Below are 13,183 nucleotides of genomic sequence, written 5' to 3' on the forward strand. Positions count from 1 at the left end.
TGTTCGCAGGGGCGCGCGGTCGTGCCCCTGCCCGGCACGTCGCCCACGGCCTCCGGGCCGGTGGGTGTCAGGCCGCCGTCGGCCCCGCCACCGTCCACCCCGGTGCCTGCGGGTGGGCCGTGAGGTCCTCGTGGCGGACCTGGTCGCCGCAGGCCGCGCAGGTGACGACCGGGACCATTTCCCGGCCGCAGACGTGCTCGATCACCATGGGGCGGTCGTCGTCCCCGCGGAGATGGCGGTCGCCCCACGCCATGAGCGTCATCAGGACCGGCTCCAGTTCGAGCCCCGCCTGCGTGGGCCGGTACTCGAAGCGCTGCGGGCGCTCGCTGTAGGGGCGCTTGGTGAGGATCCCCGCGTCCACGAGGCGGCGCAGCCGGGTGGCCAGGACGTCGCGCGGGGCGCCGATGTTGCGCACCAGCTGGTCGAAGCGGCCGTTGCCGAGGCAGACCTCCCGCAGCACGAGCAGGGAGTACTTCTCACCCACGAGCGCCAGGGTGTCGGCGATGGAGCAGGGGCGCGGGTCTTTGGTGGAGGCGGCCATGCCGTTCAGTCTAGGGGAGGGTTTGATTTTCCAACCCGCCGCGCTATGGTGAGTTCGGATTTCCTACTCACCGGTAATCGACCTGTCCGGCGGACCGGCAACCGCCCGGCGGCCAAGGAGGCCCGCACATGCGTGACGCAGTCATCGTCGAAGCCGTACGCACCCCGATCGGCAAGGGCAAGCCGAACGGCTCGCTCGCCCACGTGCACCCCGTCGAGCTCCTCGCCCACACCCTGCGCACCCTCGTCGAGCGCTCCGGCGTCGACCCCGCGTTGATCGACGACGTCATCGGCGGCACCGTCGACCAGGTCGGCGAGCAGGCCATGAACACCACCCGCTACGCCGCCCTGTCGGCGGGCTTCCCCGAGACGGTCCCCGCGACCACGGTCGACCGGCAGTGCGGCTCCTCCCAGCAGGCCGTGCACTTCGCCGCGCAGGGCGTCATCGCGGGCGCCTACGACCTCGTCGTCGCCTGCGGGGTCGAGTCGATGAGCCGGGTGCCGATGTGGTCGAACGTGCCGCCCGGCGCGGACCCCTTCGGACCCGGCATCGCCGAGCGCTACCCCGAGGGCCTCGTCCCGCAGGGCATCAGCGCCGAACTCATCGCCGCCAAGTGGTCGATCACCCGCGAGGAGATGGACGCCTTCGCCCTCTCCTCCCACCACAAGGCGGCCGAGGCCTGGGAGAAGGGCCTCTTCGACGCGGAGACCGCGCCCCTGGACGGCGTCTCGCGCGACGAGTGCGTACGCCCGGGCAGCACGGCGGAGATCCTCGCCGGCCTCAAGCCCGCCTACCACGACCCGGCCTTCGCCGAGCGGTTCCCGCAGATCGAGTGGAACGTCACGGCGGGCAACGCCAGCCCGATCAACGACGGTGCCTCGGCCGTGCTGATCACCTCCGGCGAGACCGCCGCCCGCCTCGGCCTGCGCCCGCTCGCCCGCCTGCACAGCTTCGCCGTGACCGGCTCCGACCCGCTGCTGATGCTGACCGGCGTGATCCCGGCGACCGAGAAGGTGCTGCGCAGGGCGCACCTCTCCCTCGACGACATCGACCTCTTCGAGGTCAACGAGGCGTTCTCCAGCGTCGTCCTGGCCTGGCGGCAGGAGACCGGCGCCGATCTCGCCAGGGTCAACGTGCACGGCGGCGCCATCGCGCTCGGGCATCCGCTCGGCGCGAGCGGGACCCGCCTGACGACGACCCTCGTGCACGCGATGCGCGAACGCGGCGCCCGCTACGCCCTGCAGACGATGTGCGAGGCGGGCGGACTGGCCAACGCGATGGTGCTGGAGTCCGTGTGAGCCGCGCGGTCGGCGCAGCCGGTGGGGTGTGCCTGATCCGGGTTGGGGTGTGTCTGCTCCGGTGCGGGCCGGGGTGATCCGTGGGCCCGGGTCACCGGGCCCGCAGGTGGTGGCGTTTGCGCCACGCCACCACCGCGCCCCCCAGCGCCGGCAGGGCGATGCCGGCCATCGCGATCAGGAAGACCGGCGAGGTCGGGGACGAGGCGCTGGCCCCGGCCACGACGTACGCGGTCGTGTTCGGGATCGAGCCGAGCGCGGTCGCGACCAGGAACGGCAGCCAGCCCATCCGGGAGACGGCGGCGCAGTAGTTCGCGGCCCAGAACGGCACCCCCGGGAACAGCCGGGCCGCCAGCATCGAGCGCAGCCCGTGCCGGCTCAACTGGCCGTCCGCGGCCTTCAGCAGCCGGCCCCGCAGCAGCGGCCGCAGCGCGTCCTGGCCGAGGATCCGGCCGAGCCCGAAGGCGAGTCCCGCGCCCAGCACCGTGCCTCCCAGCGCCGCGCCGAGTCCGAGCTGCGAACCGAACAGCGCGCCCGCGAGAGGGTTCAGCAGCGGCCGCGGCACGAACGCCACCGTGCACAGCCCGTAGACGACCGCGAACACGAGTGCCGCCGTGGCGCCGCCCAGTTGGGGCGGCCAGCCGTCCGCGAGCAGCTTCTGCGGTTCGAAGAGCAGCACGCTCGACGCGGCCGCCGCGAGCAGCGCGACGAGCAGCGAGAAACGGGACCACGGGGAGAGCAGCACTCTGGTGCAGCGCGCGGCGAGACCGGCGGGCGCGGACGCGGACGCCGGCGGGGCGAGGGCGGGCACGGAGACGGGGACGACGAGGTCCGTGGCGGCGGCCCGGGGAGAGGCCGTGGCGGTGCCCCCAGAGCGGGTGGTGGCATCGAGCATCCGGCGACCCTAACCGACGGATGTGTGTGATCGCCGTATGGTGCGTCTCATGCCCGTCACAAGTACGGGGACGATCGGTGCGCCGCCTGGCGCGGAAAACCATTCGACACCGGTCGAACCGTCGGCGAGGATCAACCCCATGTTCCGGTACGCCTTCCTCCTCGCAGCATCCGCCGTCGCGGATGCCCCGAAGGCTGCCGTTCCCGTTCTCGTGGCCGCTGTCGACGGCGCCCGAAGCTGACCCTCTCCGGATCGACCGGCGGACCCCGCAGGGGGAGGGTCGGCGAACTCCTCGGGGTCCCCGTCCCGGCCGGCGTTCCCGCCGCAGCCGGGGCCCTCACTCGGCACCCTTCCTGAGAGGCTTCGAGGTATCGCCATGCCCAAGACGGCATACGTGCGCACCAAACCGCACCTGAACATCGGCACGATGGGTCACGTCGACCACGGCAAGACCACCCTGACCGCCGCCATCACCAAGGTCCTCGCCGAGCGCGGCGCCGGCGGCACCACCCGATACGTTGCCTTCGACCGCATCGACCGCGCCCCCGAGGAGGCGGCGCGCGGCATCACCATCAACATCGCGCACGTCGAGTACGAGACCGACACCCGGCACTACGCGCACGTCGACATGCCGGGCCACGCCGACTACGTCAAGAACATGGTCACCGGGGCCGCGCAGCTCGACGGGGCGATCCTCGTCGTCTCCGCGCTCGACGGGATCATGCCGCAGACCGCCGAACACGTCCTGCTCGCCCGGCAGGTGGGCGTCGACCACATCGTCGTCGCCCTCAACAAGGCCGACGCCGTCGACGACGGCGAGGACGCCGTGCTCACCGACCTCGTCGAGCTGGAGGTCCGCGACCTGCTCACCGCGCACGGCTACGGCGGTGACGCCGCGCCCGTCGTGCGGGTCTCCGGGCTGAGGGCCCTGGAGGGCGACCCGCGGTGGACGGCGTCCATCGACGCGCTGCTCGACGCGGTCGACACGTACGTGCCGATGCCCGAGCGGTACGTGGACGCGCCGTTCCTGCTGCCCGTGGAGAACGTGCTCACCATCACCGGCCGGGGGACCGTCGTCACCGGCGCGGTCGAGCGGGGCACCGTACGGATCGGTGACCGGGTCGAGGTGCTCGGCGCCGGACTGGACACCGTGGTGACCGGTCTGGAGACCTTCGGCAAGCCGATGGACGAGGCCCAGGCCGGGGACAACGTGGCGCTGCTGCTGCGGGGGGTGCCCAGGGACGCCGTCCGGCGGGGGCACGTGGTGGCCGCGCCGGGCAGCGTGGCGCCGCGGCGGCGGTTCACGGCGCGGGTGTACGTCCTGTCGGCGGGGGAGGGCGGGCGTTCGACGCCCGTCGTCACCGGGTACCGGCCGCAGTTCTACATCCGTACGGCGGACGTGGTCGGGGCCGTGGACCTGGGGGAGACCGCCGTCGCGCGGCCCGGGGACACGGTGGAAATGAGCGTGGAGCTGGGGCGTGAGATGCCCTTGGAGCCCGGGCTCGGGTTCGCCATCCGCGAGGGCGGGCGGACCGTCGGAGCGGGGACCGTGACCGCCGTCGAGTGAGGGTGGTGACGGGCGCGGGGACCGCGGGCCGGATCTGGCCGGTCGTGCGGTTCCCCGCGCCGCGTCGCTCCGCGTCGGGGCGCGTCCCCGGGGGCGTGGCGAACGCCTCACTCCCGGCACAATGGGACGGTGAACGACGAGCCCATACCCGTCACCCGAGCCGTCGACCACGGCACCGCCAGGCTGATGCCGGACATCGACCGGGAGCGGGCGTGGCTGCTGACGGTCGACGGGGCGCCGCAGTCGTACGTCGACCTGGACGAGCCGACGCACCTGGAGTTCGAGTACGCGCGTCGCCTCGGGCACGTCCTGGACACCGTCGCCGAGGCGGGGCGGCCCCTGGACGTGCTGCACCTCGGCGGCGGGGCGCTCACCCTGCCCCGGTACCTGGCGGCGACCCGGCCCGGCTCCCGGCAGGACGTCGTCGAGGCCGACCGCGGACTGCTGGAGCTGGTGGCCGAACACCTGCCGGTCCCGTCCGGCACCGGCATCACCCTGCACGCGGCCGACGCGCGGGCCTGGCTGGAGGCGGCCCCGGCCGACTCCGCCGACGTCCTCGTCGCCGACGTCTACGGCGGCTCCCGCGTCCCCGCCCACCTGACGTCCCTCGCCTACGCCCGCGAGGCCGGACGCGTCCTGCGCGCCGACGGCGTCTACCTGGCGAACCTCGCCGACGCGGCGCCGTTCGCCTTCCTGCGGTCCCAGCTCGCCACCTTCGCCGCCGTGTTCGAGGAACTCGCCCTCATCGCCGAGCCGGCGGTGCTGCGCGGCCGCCGCTTCGGCAACGCGGTCCTCGTCGCCGCCCACCACCCCCTCGACATCCCCCCGCTGGCCCGCCGCACCGCCTCCGACGCCTTCCCGGCCCGCGTCGAACACGGGCCCGCCCTGCGGGACTTCGTCGGCGACGCCAGACCGGTACGGGACGAGGAGGCGGTTCCGTCCCCCGTGCCACCCGAGGGGGCGTTCGGGATCGGCTGAGCGGGGGCGGTGCTGGCACGGGTCGGATCCGACTGCCGGGGGCGCGCGGTCCCAGCGGACCGCACCACCCCGTTTCCTATCCGAGGGCCCCGTGCCCAGCCTCCGCGTCGGCACCGGACGGGCCGCCGCGCCCCGCGTCCACCTCCCCGCCGGCCTCCGCCGAGCCGTCACCGGCCGCCGTGCCGGTCGGCGTACGCCCGGCCACCGGCTTCGTACGACGCGTCAGGTTCCGTACGTCCGGGACGCACAGGACCGCCGCCGTCACCAGGACGACCAGGACGGCGCAGCCCCACAGGGAGGCCGTGCGGCCGAAGACGGACTCGGACGGGCCCGCCAGAGCCGTCGCCAGGGGGACCAGGGCGACCGAGCCGAACCAGTCGTAGGCCGAGACGCGGGAGAGTTTGTCCTCGGGGATCTCCTGGTGGAGAGCGGTCATCCAGGAGACGCCGAAGACCTCGAGGGTGACGCCGGTCAGGAACATCACCGCGCACAGGACACCGACGGGTGCGGGGACGGCGAGGGCGGCCGACGGCAGGGCCAGCGGGAAGACGCACAGGGTCCCGACGAAGAGCAGGCGGCGGGGTTTCCAGCGGGTCATCACCACGGCGCCGGCCACCGTGCCCGCGCCGAAGAAGCCGAGGGCGAGGCCCCAGGGGCCCGCCCCGCCCAGGTGGTCCCGCGCGACGAGGGGTCCGTAGACCGCGTCGGCGGCCCCGACGACGGCGTTGGCGATCGAGAACTGGAGCACGATCCCCCACAGCCACGGGCGGCCGCTGAACTCCCGCCAGCCCTCCCGGAGATCGGCGAGCATGCCGCCGCCCTGCCCGCGCGCCGGGATGTGGCTCACGTCGAGGAACGCGCGCAGCGCCCCGGCGCCCGCGAACGCGGCGGCGTCCGCGGCGAGTACCCAGCCCGGTCCGACGACGGCGACCATCGCGCCGCCCAGCGCGGCGCCGCCGACGGCCGCGCCCTGCATCGCCATCCGGAACACCGCGAACGCCCGGCCGGCCTGCTCGCCCTTGACGGAGGACATCAGCATGCCCTCGGCGGCGGGGCTGAAGAACGCCTGGCCGGTGCCGCCGAGCGCGGTCAGCAGCATCATCTGCCACAGCTGCGGCTCGCCCGCGAGCACGAGCAGGGCGAACGCGGCCTGGGAGAGGCAGTTCAGGGCGTTGGCCGCGACCATCACCCGGTGCCGCGGCAGCCGGTCGGCGACCGCTCCGCCGATCAGCAGGAACAGCACCAGCGGCAGCGTGCGGGCCGCGGCCACCAGACCGACGTCGCCGCCGTCGCCCCCCGCCTCGAGGACGGCGAACGCGGCGGCGATGAGGGCGCCGTGACTGCCGAGGCTCGTGATGAACGCGGCGGCGGTCAGCAGGCTGTAGTTGCGGCCGGCCCAAACGGGTCTGCGCAGGCGGTGGCGGGTGTCGGCGGCTGAGGTCACCGGCCGACTATCGCCGCCCGGACACCGATCTGCCAAACCGATTACCCGCCGTCCGGCACCCGGACGTCAGCCCTCCGTCACCCCTCCGTCGGCTCTCCGTGCAGCCGTACGGTGCTGAGGATCCGCATGATCGTCGCGTTCGGCAGCTCGTCCTTCACGCCCTTGGCCGTGTACAGGTTCCAGGACACGTAGTCGCCCTTGGAGTTCTTGAAGCCGAACGTGATCGCCTTGCCGTCGCTGTCGCACTTGCCGTTCTGGGGCGTGTTCGTCGACTGGGCCCACGCGTAACTGCCCTTGATGCCCGAGGCGGTGGTGTACGCAGTGGCCTTCTCGTCGAAGGAGAGGCTCTTCTTGTCCGGCTGCGTATAACCGCCGAACACCCACCAGGCGGGCGTGTTGATGGCGATCTCGTCGGTGTTCTTGGCACCTTCGGCGCCCTTGGTGCCGACGATGGCGAGCGCGGTGTCGTCGGTCTTGCCGTCCTTGTCGTCGTCCTCCGTGCACCACTTGGACTTGTACTCGGCGGTGCCCGACTGGATGATCGAGTCGTAGCCGTCGGGCTGTTCCTTGTCCTCCCACTCGAAGCCCTGGCTGAGGGTCGGCGACTGGATCTCCCAGTCCGCCGGCACGTCGAAGGCGACGCCCCGCTTGGGGTTCACGACGACCTTCCAGCCCGCGACGGTCGGCTGAAGCGTCTCGTCGGCGCGCGGGTTGTCGTCGGTGCCGGTCGACGACGAGGCCGAGTCGCTCGGTTCGGCGGACACGGTGGGGCTCTTGCTGCCCTTGCCGGTGACCTCGACCGGGTCCTCGTCGTCGCCGCCGAGCACCAGGAACCCGGTGACGCCGGCGGCCACGACGACGGCCGCGGCCGCCACGATCGCGATCAGCTTCGTCCGGTTGCCACCGCCTCCCCCGCCGGTCTGCGGCGGGCCCGCGGGCGCCGGGGTGCCCCACTGCGGTGTCTGCGCGTAGGGGTTGGGCTGCTGGGGGAAGCCGGGCTGCTGATAGGGATTCGGCTGCTGGTATCCCGGCTGCTGGTACGGATTGTTCTGCGCCTGCGGGTTCTGCTCTCCCCCGGGCGGCTGCTGTCCTGGCCACATGGCCCAAAACCCTAGTGCCGTCCGGGACACGGTGAGGTCACCGCCCCTTGTCAGGTACGTACCGAATCAGGACTCGGTCGGCGTGAACACCCGCACGGTGGCCATGATCCGGCGGATCGTGGCGTCCGCGACCTCCTCGCCGACCCCCTTCGCACCGTAGAACGACCACGACGCCAGGTCGCCGTCCGGGGTCTTGAAGGCGAACGTGGTGGCCTTGCCGTCGGAGTCGCATGCGCCCTTCTTCGCGACCCCGGTGGACCGTGAGGTGGCGACGCTGCCGGTGAGGCCGGAGGCGGTGGTGAACGAGGTCACCGGACCGGTCGTCACCTTGTCGTGGTCGGGCTGGGCGTAGGCGCCGTAGACCCACGCGGCCGAGTCGGCCCGGGCGATCTCCTCGGTGCTCCTCGCGCCGTTGTTGCCCCGGGTGCCGGCGCCGGCGAGCGGTGTCTCGTCGGTCTCACCGTCCCGGTCGTCGTCGGAGGAGCACCACCGGGCCTTCAGCACGGCCGGGGCCTTCATGGCGACGAGCGGCTTCTCGGTGGGGTCGTCGTCCTCCGCGACGTACGTCACCCAGTCACGGGACTGCGGGGCCCAGTCTGCCGGTACGTCGAAGGCGACGCCGAGGCCCGGGTTCACGACGGCCTTCCAGCCGGCGACGGTCGGCTTCTCGGTCGCGTTCCCCCGCGGGTTCGCGGTCGCGGAGGCCGACGCGGTGGAGGTGGCCGGGTCGGGAGCGGCCTCGTCGTCCCCGCCGCCCACCAGCACGGCGCCCGTCACGGCGGCGGCCACCACGACGACGGCGGCCGCGACGATCGCCACCACCCGTGTCCGACGGCCACCGCCGTCACCGGGGGGCGGCGCCGCCGTCACGGTCGGGGCGTTCCAGGGACCGGTCGGCGCGTTCGCGTACGGGGCGGGCTGCGGGAAGCCGGGCTGCTGGTACGGGTTCGGTCGCGGGTTCTGGCCGCCGGCCGGCGGTTGCTCTCCTGGCCACATGGGCGGCAAGCATACGGCGATCATCACACCGCTCTGGCGGGCACTGGCTACTCACGGGTAACCTCGCCGTCATGAGCGCAGACCAGATGTCCATCGGCGAGATGCTCGCCGCCACGGTGCCCATGGCCCGGACCCTGAACCTCGAGTTCCTCGAGACCAGCCGGGAGAAGGCCGTGGTGGCCCTGCCGGACCAGAGCGAGTACCACAACCACGTGGGCGGGCCGCACGCCGGTGCGATGTTCACGCTCGGCGAGTCCGCCAGCGGCGCGATCGTCCTCGCCGCCTTCGGTGACCAGCTCTCGCGGGCCGTGCCGCTCGCCGTCAGCGCCGAGATCTCCTACCGGAAGCTCGCGATGGGCCCGGTCACCGCCACCGCGACCCTCGGCCGCCCGGCCACCGAGGTCGTCGCCCAGCTCGACGCGGGCGAGCGCCCCGAGTTCCCGGTGACGATCGAGATCCGCCGGGGCGACGGGGCGGTCACCGGCGAGATGACCGTCGTCTGGACCCTGCGCCCCAACGGCTGAGCCCGATCCGGGCGTCCGGGCCGACGGGCGGACCGCGTTCGAGGGCTGTCAGGGCGGGGGCGGTCTTGGTACGCCGCGGTCCTTGGTACGCCGCGACGGAGGGGCGGGCCGCGGGGTACGCGGTCCCTGGTACGGCACGGGGGAGCGTGGGCCGCCGGGTAAGCGGTCCTTGTGTGCCACGGCGCAGAGCGGGCCGCGGCCGCGATACCACCGCTGCGTGACGGCCGAGCGGCGGGGCAGTCGTGTGCTGGTGCTGGTGCTGGTGCTGGTGCTGGTGCTGGTGCCGGTGCCGGTGCCGGCACCGGTGCCGAGGCGTGGCGGCCGCGAGGCGTCGAGGCGGGCCCGGCGGACCGGACCCGGACCTGAGCGTGACGCCCGAGCGACGGCCGACCGCCCTGCCGAGCGAGCACTGCGTGCCGGGGCCTGTCCGTGCCAGGGGCTGTCCGGCCGGGGGCCTGTCCACACCAGGGCCCCGTCCACACCAGGGCCCCGTCCGCGCCAGGCCCCCGTCTTACCAGGACCCGGCCGCACCCGGCATCCATCCGCTCCCGGCCCCCGGCCCCCGGCCACGGCGCCCGTCCCCTGGCGGCACCTTCGTCGTCATGCCGCCAGTTCTTCGCGCCCCGCTCGTGTCTCCTTCCTCTCCTCCCTCTCCGCCCCCTCCTCCAGGCCGGCCACGAACTCCTTGAGCCAGGCCGCGAACTCCGGGCCCAGGTCGGGGCGGTCGCAGGCCAGGCGGACCACCGTGCGCAGGTAGTCGGCCTTGTCGCCGGTGTCGTAGCGGCGGCCGGAGAAGACGACGCCGTGCACCGTGCCGTCGGCGGCCAACTCCTGGATGGCGTCGGTGAGTTGGATTTCGCCGCCGCGACCGGGCGCGGTGCGCTCCAGGACGTCGAAGACGGCCGGGTCGAGGACGTAGCGCCCGATGACGGCGTACCGGCTCGGCGCGTCCTCGCGGGCGGGCTTCTCGACGAGGCCGGTGACGCGTACGACGCCGTCCTCGCCGGCGGGTTCCACGGCCGCGCAGCCGTAGAGGTGGACCTGTTCCGGCGGGACCTCCATCAGCGCGACCACGCTGCCGGCGTACCGGTCGCGGACCTCCAGCATCCGGCTGAGCAGCGTCTCGCGCGGGTCGATGAGGTCGTCGCCCAGGAGGACGGCGAACGGCTGGTCGCCGACGTGGTGGCGGGCGCACAGCACCGCGTGGCCGAGGCCGAGCGGGTCGCCCTGCCGGATGTGGTGGATGTCGGCCAGGCGTGCCGGGTCGCGCACCGCGTCCAGTCGCACGGTGTCGCCCTTGGCCGCGAGGGCCTGTTCCAGTTCGAAGGCGTGGTCGAAGTGGTCCTCGATGGCCCGCTTGTGGCGGCCGGTGACCATCAGGACGTCGTCCAGACCGGCCGCGGCGGCCTCCTCGACGACGTACTGGATGGCCGGCTTGTCGACGACCGGGAGCATTTCCTTCGGGGTCGCCTTCGTCGCGGGCAGGAAGCGGGTGCCGAGGCCGGCCGCCGGGACGACCGCCTTGCGGACGGCGCGAGCGGACGGGGCGTCGGGGGAGGAGTGGGGGGCGTTCATGACGGTCAGGGTGGACCACGGGGATGGGAGAACCCCGAGAGTCACCTCGGAGATGGCTGTGGGACGGGACTCGAAGGGGGAGATTCCGTGTGTCAGGCGCCTTTTCCCGTACACAAGTTGACGGCGTCACTCCGGTGAGATCTTCGAATATGGGTGCGGATACCGCCGGTAACTTATCTGAATAGCCCGCGCTTTGAACTGAAGTCACTCGACCTTCTTGTTTCCTGTGAGGCGTGTGTGCGAAGGTGAGCCTCCCCGCGGGCCGGTCGGATCGGACATCGCAGCTGGTCGACCAAAAGTACGCACCAATCAACGCACCCAATCAGGCACCTGCTTTCCGGCGAAGGCGTATGACGCGTTCCGTTCGTCGGCGGAAGGAAATGGTTCCGTGCAGTCCCCGAACCCCCCACGCCCGCCCTACCCGCCCCGCCCCGGATGGATCCCCGGCGATTCCGACCGTGATCTCGCCGCCCGGCTCGGCACGGACGGCAACGCCGGTGCCGTCGCCCTGCTGCTGGCCCGGCACTGGCGGGCGGCGCACGACTACGCCACCGTCTGCCTCGCCGGACCCGAGGACTCGGGGCGGCTCGTGGCCGCCGCCGCGTTCCACGAGGTGTTCGGGCGGCTGGCGGACGGCCGCGCCGGCGGCGCCCTGCGCCCCCAACTCCTCGTCGCCGTACGGGACATGGTCCGCGCATGGGCCGGCACCGACGGCGTGGTCGCCGTCCTGCCGGAGCTGCGCAAAACCGTCGGCGGTCGCGGACTGCGCGCCGCACGGCCCGCGACACCCGAAAGGCGACAACTCGCCGAGCGCGCTTTCCAGTCCCTGCCGGCCGCTTCCCAATGCCTCTTGTGGCATACGGAGGTTGAAGCCGAACCCATAACCATACCAGCCGGTCTGCTGGGCGTGGACGGCATCACCGCAGAAGCCGGTCTGGAACGGGCCCGCGAGCAATTCCGGGCCGGCTGCGTACGCGCCCACCGGGAACTCGCGCCGACGACCGAATGCCGCTTCTACAACCGTCTTCTCGACGTTCCCCTGCGTCGTGGCGGAACCCTCCTGCCCGATGTCCGGCGGCATCTCGCCGAGTGCCGCCACTGCCGTCACGCCGCCGAACAACTCAGCCATTTCGACGGCGGCCTGGACGTGCTGCTCGCCGAGACCGTCCTCGGCTGGGGCGCCCGCCGTTACCTCGACTCCCGCCCCGGACGCGCGACCGCCGGTGCCACACCCGCCCGGCCCTCGGCGGTTCGCCCGGCCGGCGGGGGCGGTCGCCACCGCACCACCTCCGCCGGTCTGCTCGACCTGCCCGGTCGGCGCTCCAAGGCCGTCCTGGTCGGCGTCGGCCTGACCTCCCTCGCCCTGCTCGCGACCGTCCTCGTGGCCCGCGGCTGGTCCGAGGACAACGGTGTCCCCGGCCCCCGGGCCACCTGGGGCGCACCCGCCGGTGCCGGCACCGGCCCGAGCACCCCGGAAGCCCCCGGCTTAACCGGCTCCACCGGTTCCTCCTCGGCCGCCTCCGCCGCCCGCCCCGCCGACATCGCCCACGGCAGACTGCGCAGCACGGCCGAGGGGCTGTGCCTCGACACGGCCGGCGGGCGGACCGAGGCCGGTGCCCCGGCGGTCCTGGCCGCCTGCTCGTCGGCCGCCTCGCAGCAGTGGTCGTACCAGGACGACGGACGGCTGCGCAGCACCGCCGCCCCGGCCCTCTGCCTGGCGGCCGACCCGGAGCGCGCGACAGCCGTCCTGGACGGATGTGTCGTGCACGCGGGCGAGGTCTTCTTCGACCTGACCGTCCGCGGGGAGCTCCTGTTGCGGCGCGGCGACGGGGGCCGGGTGCTCGTGCCCGGCACGGGCCGGTCGCGGACGGCCGTCGTCGTCGCGGACCGGGACGGGTCCGAGGCGCAGCGGTGGGCGTTCGACGGGGCCGTCGACGTGCAGGGGGCGCCGGCTCCGGACGCGCAGGAGCCGGTGCGACCCGAACGCCCGGCGCCGGCCCCGGAGCGACCGCACCCGCCCAGCGTCCCGGCACAGCCCCGCGGCCCCGTGCCGTCCCCGCCCGCGCCGCCCGCCGCCCCGGAGTACGAGAAGCGGTTCGCCCAGGTGGACTGCTGCGACGCGGCCGGTCCGGCGGGACCCCCCGGTTCCCCCTCCGGGCCGGCCGGCCCACCGGACGACGTACTGGACGACGTACTGGGCGAGGCCGTCACGGGAGTGGCCACGACGCTCGGCCGCTGAACCGAGGGCCCGCACCCCGGATCGGGCCG

The 13,183-nt window shown here is 73.6% G+C and carries 11 protein-coding genes; 5 read left to right on the forward strand and 6 right to left on the reverse strand.

The annotated features are described in order from the left end of the window. Positions 1-67: 67 nt before the first annotated feature. The gene (locus ACF1A1_RS25420) at positions 68-541 is read right to left on the reverse strand and encodes a winged helix-turn-helix transcriptional regulator (RefSeq protein WP_392002997.1); all 474 of its coding nucleotides are present in this window, start codon (positions 539-541) and stop codon (positions 68-70) included. A gap of 128 nt (positions 542-669) precedes the next feature. Here ACF1A1_RS25420 and ACF1A1_RS25425 point away from each other — a divergent pair, with 128 nt between their 5' ends. Then, complete coding sequence (locus tag ACF1A1_RS25425) at positions 670-1,839, forward strand: thiolase family protein (protein WP_392002999.1); 1,170 nt, start codon at positions 670-672, stop codon at positions 1,837-1,839. 91 nt (positions 1,840-1,930) lie between these two features. Here ACF1A1_RS25425 and ACF1A1_RS25430 read toward each other — a convergent pair whose 3' ends face one another. Further along, positions 1,931-2,731, reverse strand: coding sequence for a TVP38/TMEM64 family protein (locus tag ACF1A1_RS25430; RefSeq protein WP_392003000.1), 801 nt, complete (start codon positions 2,729-2,731; stop codon positions 1,931-1,933). Positions 2,732-3,107: 376 nt separating this feature from the next. On the opposite strand from ACF1A1_RS25430, the gene tuf reads away from it, so the two are divergent. Together tuf and ACF1A1_RS25440 are read left to right on the forward strand one after the other, a co-directional pair. Further along, on the forward strand, positions 3,108-4,298 hold the full coding sequence (gene tuf / locus ACF1A1_RS25435; protein ID WP_392003001.1) for an elongation factor Tu: 1,191 nt from the start codon (positions 3,108-3,110) through the stop codon (positions 4,296-4,298). Between the two features lie 186 nt (positions 4,299-4,484). Beyond that, on the forward strand, positions 4,485-5,276 hold the full coding sequence (locus ACF1A1_RS25440) for a spermidine synthase (protein WP_392003351.1): 792 nt from the start codon (positions 4,485-4,487) through the stop codon (positions 5,274-5,276). Between the two features lie 76 nt (positions 5,277-5,352). Here ACF1A1_RS25440 and ACF1A1_RS25445 read toward each other — a convergent pair whose 3' ends face one another. The 3 genes from ACF1A1_RS25445 to ACF1A1_RS25455 all read right to left on the reverse strand — a co-directional run bounded on the left by ACF1A1_RS25445 (position 5,353) and on the right by ACF1A1_RS25455 (position 8,816). Continuing rightward, positions 5,353-6,720, reverse strand: coding sequence for an MFS transporter (locus tag ACF1A1_RS25445; protein WP_392003002.1), 1,368 nt, complete (start codon positions 6,718-6,720; stop codon positions 5,353-5,355). A gap of 77 nt (positions 6,721-6,797) precedes the next feature. After that, complete coding sequence (locus ACF1A1_RS25450) at positions 6,798-7,820, reverse strand: hypothetical protein (RefSeq protein WP_392003003.1); 1,023 nt, start codon at positions 7,818-7,820, stop codon at positions 6,798-6,800. A 66-nt stretch (positions 7,821-7,886) separates the two neighbouring features. Continuing rightward, a complete protein-coding gene (locus ACF1A1_RS25455) occupies positions 7,887-8,816 on the reverse strand; it encodes a hypothetical protein (protein ID WP_392003005.1) in 930 nt (309 codons plus the stop codon). An 86-nt stretch (positions 8,817-8,902) separates the two neighbouring features. On the opposite strand from ACF1A1_RS25455, the gene ACF1A1_RS25460 reads away from it, so the two are divergent. Then, positions 8,903-9,340, forward strand: coding sequence for a DUF4442 domain-containing protein (locus tag ACF1A1_RS25460; RefSeq protein WP_392003352.1), 438 nt, complete (start codon positions 8,903-8,905; stop codon positions 9,338-9,340). 600 nt (positions 9,341-9,940) lie between these two features. On the opposite strand, the gene galU is transcribed toward ACF1A1_RS25460, so the two are convergent. Next, positions 9,941-10,915, reverse strand: a complete 975-nt coding sequence (gene galU / locus ACF1A1_RS25465) for a UTP--glucose-1-phosphate uridylyltransferase GalU (protein ID WP_392003006.1) — start codon at positions 10,913-10,915, stop codon at positions 9,941-9,943. Between the two features lie 388 nt (positions 10,916-11,303). Between galU and ACF1A1_RS25470 the strand changes: the two genes are divergently transcribed. Further along, positions 11,304-13,154, forward strand: a complete 1,851-nt coding sequence (locus tag ACF1A1_RS25470; protein WP_392003007.1) for a ricin-type beta-trefoil lectin domain protein — start codon at positions 11,304-11,306, stop codon at positions 13,152-13,154. Positions 13,155-13,183 lie beyond the last annotated feature (29 nt).

The organism is Streptomyces sp. NPDC014995 (assembly GCF_043080745.1).
Classification (GTDB): Bacteria; Actinomycetota; Actinomycetes; order Streptomycetales; family Streptomycetaceae; genus Streptomyces.

Bases quoted from the DNA above. Each gene is read 5' to 3' on its own strand.
- ACF1A1_RS25420 (WP_392002997.1), bottom strand. From the start codon at position 541: ATGGCCGCCTCCACCAAAGACCCGCGCCCCTGCTCCATCGCCGACACC.
- ACF1A1_RS25430 (WP_392003000.1), bottom strand. From the start codon at position 2,731: ATGCTCGATGCCACCACCCGCTCTGGGGGCACCGCCACGGCCTCTCCC.
- ACF1A1_RS25450 (WP_392003003.1), bottom strand. From the start codon at position 7,820: ATGTGGCCAGGACAGCAGCCGCCCGGGGGAGAGCAGAACCCGCAGGCG.
- ACF1A1_RS25425 (WP_392002999.1), top strand. From the start codon at position 670: ATGCGTGACGCAGTCATCGTCGAAGCCGTACGCACCCCGATCGGCAAG.
- ACF1A1_RS25455 (WP_392003005.1), bottom strand. From the start codon at position 8,816: ATGTGGCCAGGAGAGCAACCGCCGGCCGGCGGCCAGAACCCGCGACCG.
- galU (WP_392003006.1), bottom strand. From the start codon at position 10,915: ATGAACGCCCCCCACTCCTCCCCCGACGCCCCGTCCGCTCGCGCCGTC.
- tuf (WP_392003001.1), top strand. From the start codon at position 3,108: ATGCCCAAGACGGCATACGTGCGCACCAAACCGCACCTGAACATCGGC.
- ACF1A1_RS25440 (WP_392003351.1), top strand. From the start codon at position 4,485: ATGCCGGACATCGACCGGGAGCGGGCGTGGCTGCTGACGGTCGACGGG.
- ACF1A1_RS25460 (WP_392003352.1), top strand. From the start codon at position 8,903: ATGTCCATCGGCGAGATGCTCGCCGCCACGGTGCCCATGGCCCGGACC.